Annotated in this window: 2 protein-coding genes; one reads left to right on the forward strand and one right to left on the reverse strand. The window is 68.5% G+C overall.

All coding sequences use genetic code 11. The features are described from left to right. Positions 1–87 precede the first annotated feature (87 nt). Positions 88–1,749, reverse strand: a complete 1,662-nt coding sequence (locus Q4I23_RS31915; RefSeq protein ID WP_498528897.1) for a peptide ABC transporter substrate-binding protein — start codon at positions 1,747–1,749, stop codon at positions 88–90. Positions 1,750–1,942: 193 nt separating this feature from the next. Here Q4I23_RS31915 and Q4I23_RS31920 point away from each other — a divergent pair, with 193 nt between their 5' ends. Next, on the forward strand, positions 1,943–2,722 hold the full coding sequence (locus Q4I23_RS31920) for an enoyl-CoA hydratase-related protein (protein ID WP_454018802.1): 780 nt from the start codon (positions 1,943–1,945) through the stop codon (positions 2,720–2,722). The last annotated feature ends 101 nt before the right edge of the window (positions 2,723–2,823 follow it).

A 2,823-nucleotide genomic window follows, 5' to 3' on the forward strand; every position in this document is an offset into this window, starting at 1 on the left:
ACGAGATAGCTGTTATAGTCTCGTGGGCTCGGAGATGTGTATAAGAGACAGAGCGTGGGAGGGTGGGGGCAACCACCCGCGACACCCTCACTCCTTCGCCTTCCACGTCTCGATCCACAGCGTGCTGGAATCCAGATGCCCGGTCGGCACCACGCCCTCCAGCCAGGGCGGCAGGATGAACGGATCGGCGCGGAAGAACAGCGGCAGGTTCGGCAGGTCCTGCGCGTAGAGCGTCTGCAGCTTCGCCCACAGCGCGCGGTTGGCGTCGGGCTCGCAGACGTGCTCCAGGTCCTCCAGGACCTTGTCCATCTCCGGGTTCTTGTAGCCGGTGTAGTTCTGGCCCGCCCAGTTGTTGGCCTCCGTCGGGATCATGCTGGAATGCAGGATGGTGCGCGGGATGTTCTCCGGCGCGCTGATCCAGGCGAACAGCGCCATCGACTTGAAACGGCGCTTCTCCAGCGTGTCGCCGAACAGGACGCGGGCCGGTTCGTTGACGATGCGCACCTCCACCCCGGCTTGTCGCCACTGCGCCTGGAGCACCTGCTGCAACACCTCGCGGGAGCGGTTGCCGGCGGTCGTCATGATCTCCAGCGCCAGCCGCTCCCCCTTGGCGTTGTGGCGCACCCCGGCGCGCCGCTCGCTCCAGCCCGCCTCGTCCAGCAGCCGACCGGCCAGCGCCGGGTCGAAGGCATAGGTCGGGTAGCCCGGCGCGTGCACGCGGTCGAGCGGGCTGATCTCGTTGTGGGCGACCGGCTGGCGCCCGTCGTAGAGCTGCTTGGAGATCGCCTCGCGGTCGATGGCGTGGAGCAGCGCCCGGCGCACCCGCACATCGGCCAGAGCCGGGTTGTCGAGATTCAGCTCGACATGCTCGAAGAACAGGCCCGGCTTGTAGAAGACGTTGTAGCGGCTGCCGTGCCGCTTCTCGAAGGCGAGCACCTGGTCGAGCGGCAGGCCGGTCTCCCCCGGCACCATGTCGACCTGCCCGGCAAGCAGGTTGGCCTCCAGGGCGGCGGTGTTCTCGATGGACTTCACGATCACCCGCTTGAAGGCCGGCTTCGCCCCCCACCAGGTCGGGTTGGGCTCCAGCACCACATGGCTGCCCGGCTCGACCTGGGCGATGCGGTAGGGGCCGAACCACAGGCCGGGATTCGTCGTGTCGGTCTCGTATTTCGAGCGGTTTCGGTAGGTCGCCGGGTCGGCCTCGAACACCGCGCGCTCCAGATGGGCGGGCAGGATCTCGAAGTCGTTGATCTCGGCGTAGCTGCACACCGCCTTGTCGCGATGGATGGTGAAGGTGCGCTCGTCCTTGGCGTCGATCGCCACGATGTCGCGGGCGAACAGGTCGAAGTTGCTGTAGCCGCTCTGCGGGTGCTTGCCCACCGTCCAGGTGAACAGCACGTCCTCGGTCGTCACCGGCGTGCCGTCGCCCCAGGTCGCCTTGGGGTTGATGGTGTAGGTGACCTTGATGCCCTTCTTGCCGTCGGCCCGCGTCTCGACCTCCGCGGTGCCCTTGTCCAGCGCCGGCAGCTCGGTGCAGAGCAGGCAGGTCAGCCGCCAGTCGGGGTCGTAGGCGGTGAAGGGCCGGCGCGCCATGGACAGGACGTAGCTCTTCGCCATCATCGCTTCCATGGAGGGGTGCCAGTTGGACGGGAACTGGGTCATGCCGATCACCAGCTCGTCCTTCGCTGCGAAGGCAGGCGAGCCCATGGGGGCGGCGGCCAGAGCGGCGGCCAGGGTGAAAGCGGCCAATCCCGTTCGCGCCAATCCCGTTCGCATCGCGGCGTCATCTCCGTCCGGTGAAGTCCCGGCTACGAACTATGGTGACCCGCGGCCCCGTGGTCCAGCGCCGATGCGGCTTTAGGGAAGCCCTTGACGGAACGGGGCCGCCGGTGTTTGTGGTCTTCCCCATACGCAACCGAATGGATGGGGAGTCCGACACGCCATGGCCGGCACCGTGACCCTGACGCGCGACGGCGTCGTCGCCACGCTGACGCTCAGCAACCCCGACAAGCTGAACGCCTTCGACAAGCCGATGTGGCTCGCGCTGATCCCGCTGCTGCGCCAGCTCGGCGCGGACGACACGGTGCGCGCGGTGGTGCTGCGCGGGGCCGGCGGACGCGCCTTCAGCCCCGGCGCCGACATCTCCGAGTTCGAGACGGAGCGCAACAGCCCCGAACAGGGCGCCGACTACGGCGTGCTGATGGACGAGGGGCTGACCCTGCTGCGCGACCTGCCGCACCCGACGCTGGCGGCCATCCAGGGGGCGTGCTGCGGCATCGGGCTGGCCGTCGCGCTGGCCTGCGACCTGCGGGTCTGCACAGCGGGGAGCCGCTTCGGCGTGCCGGTCAGCCGGCTCGGCATCTCCATGGCGCTGCCGGAGCTGAAGCTGCTCCACGACATCGCGGGCGGCCCGGCGGCGCTGGAAATCCTGCTGGAGGGCCGCGTCTTCGGCGCGGACGAGGCCAAGGACAAGCGGCTGGTCCACCGCCTCGTGGCCGACGAAGCCTTCGAGGCCGAGATCGCCGCGACCTGCGAACGCATCGCCGGGGGCGCCCCGCTGGCCGCCCGTCTGCACAAGCAGTTCGTCCGCCGCCTGTCCGACCCCGCCCCGCTGTCGGAGGCGGAGATCGCCGAATGCTACCACTGCTTCGGCACGGAGGATTTCCGCGAGGGCTACCGGGCGTTCCTGGAGAAACGCAAGCCGGTCTTCAAGGGGCGGTGAGGGGCCGCGCATGCCAGGGTTCGCGCCATAGCGGTGGTTTCCGGACGGGGGAAGTCCAGATCTGTCTCTTATACACATCTCCGAGCCCACGAGACTATAAC

Source organism: Azospirillum sp. UFLA03-27, from assembly GCF_059803775.1.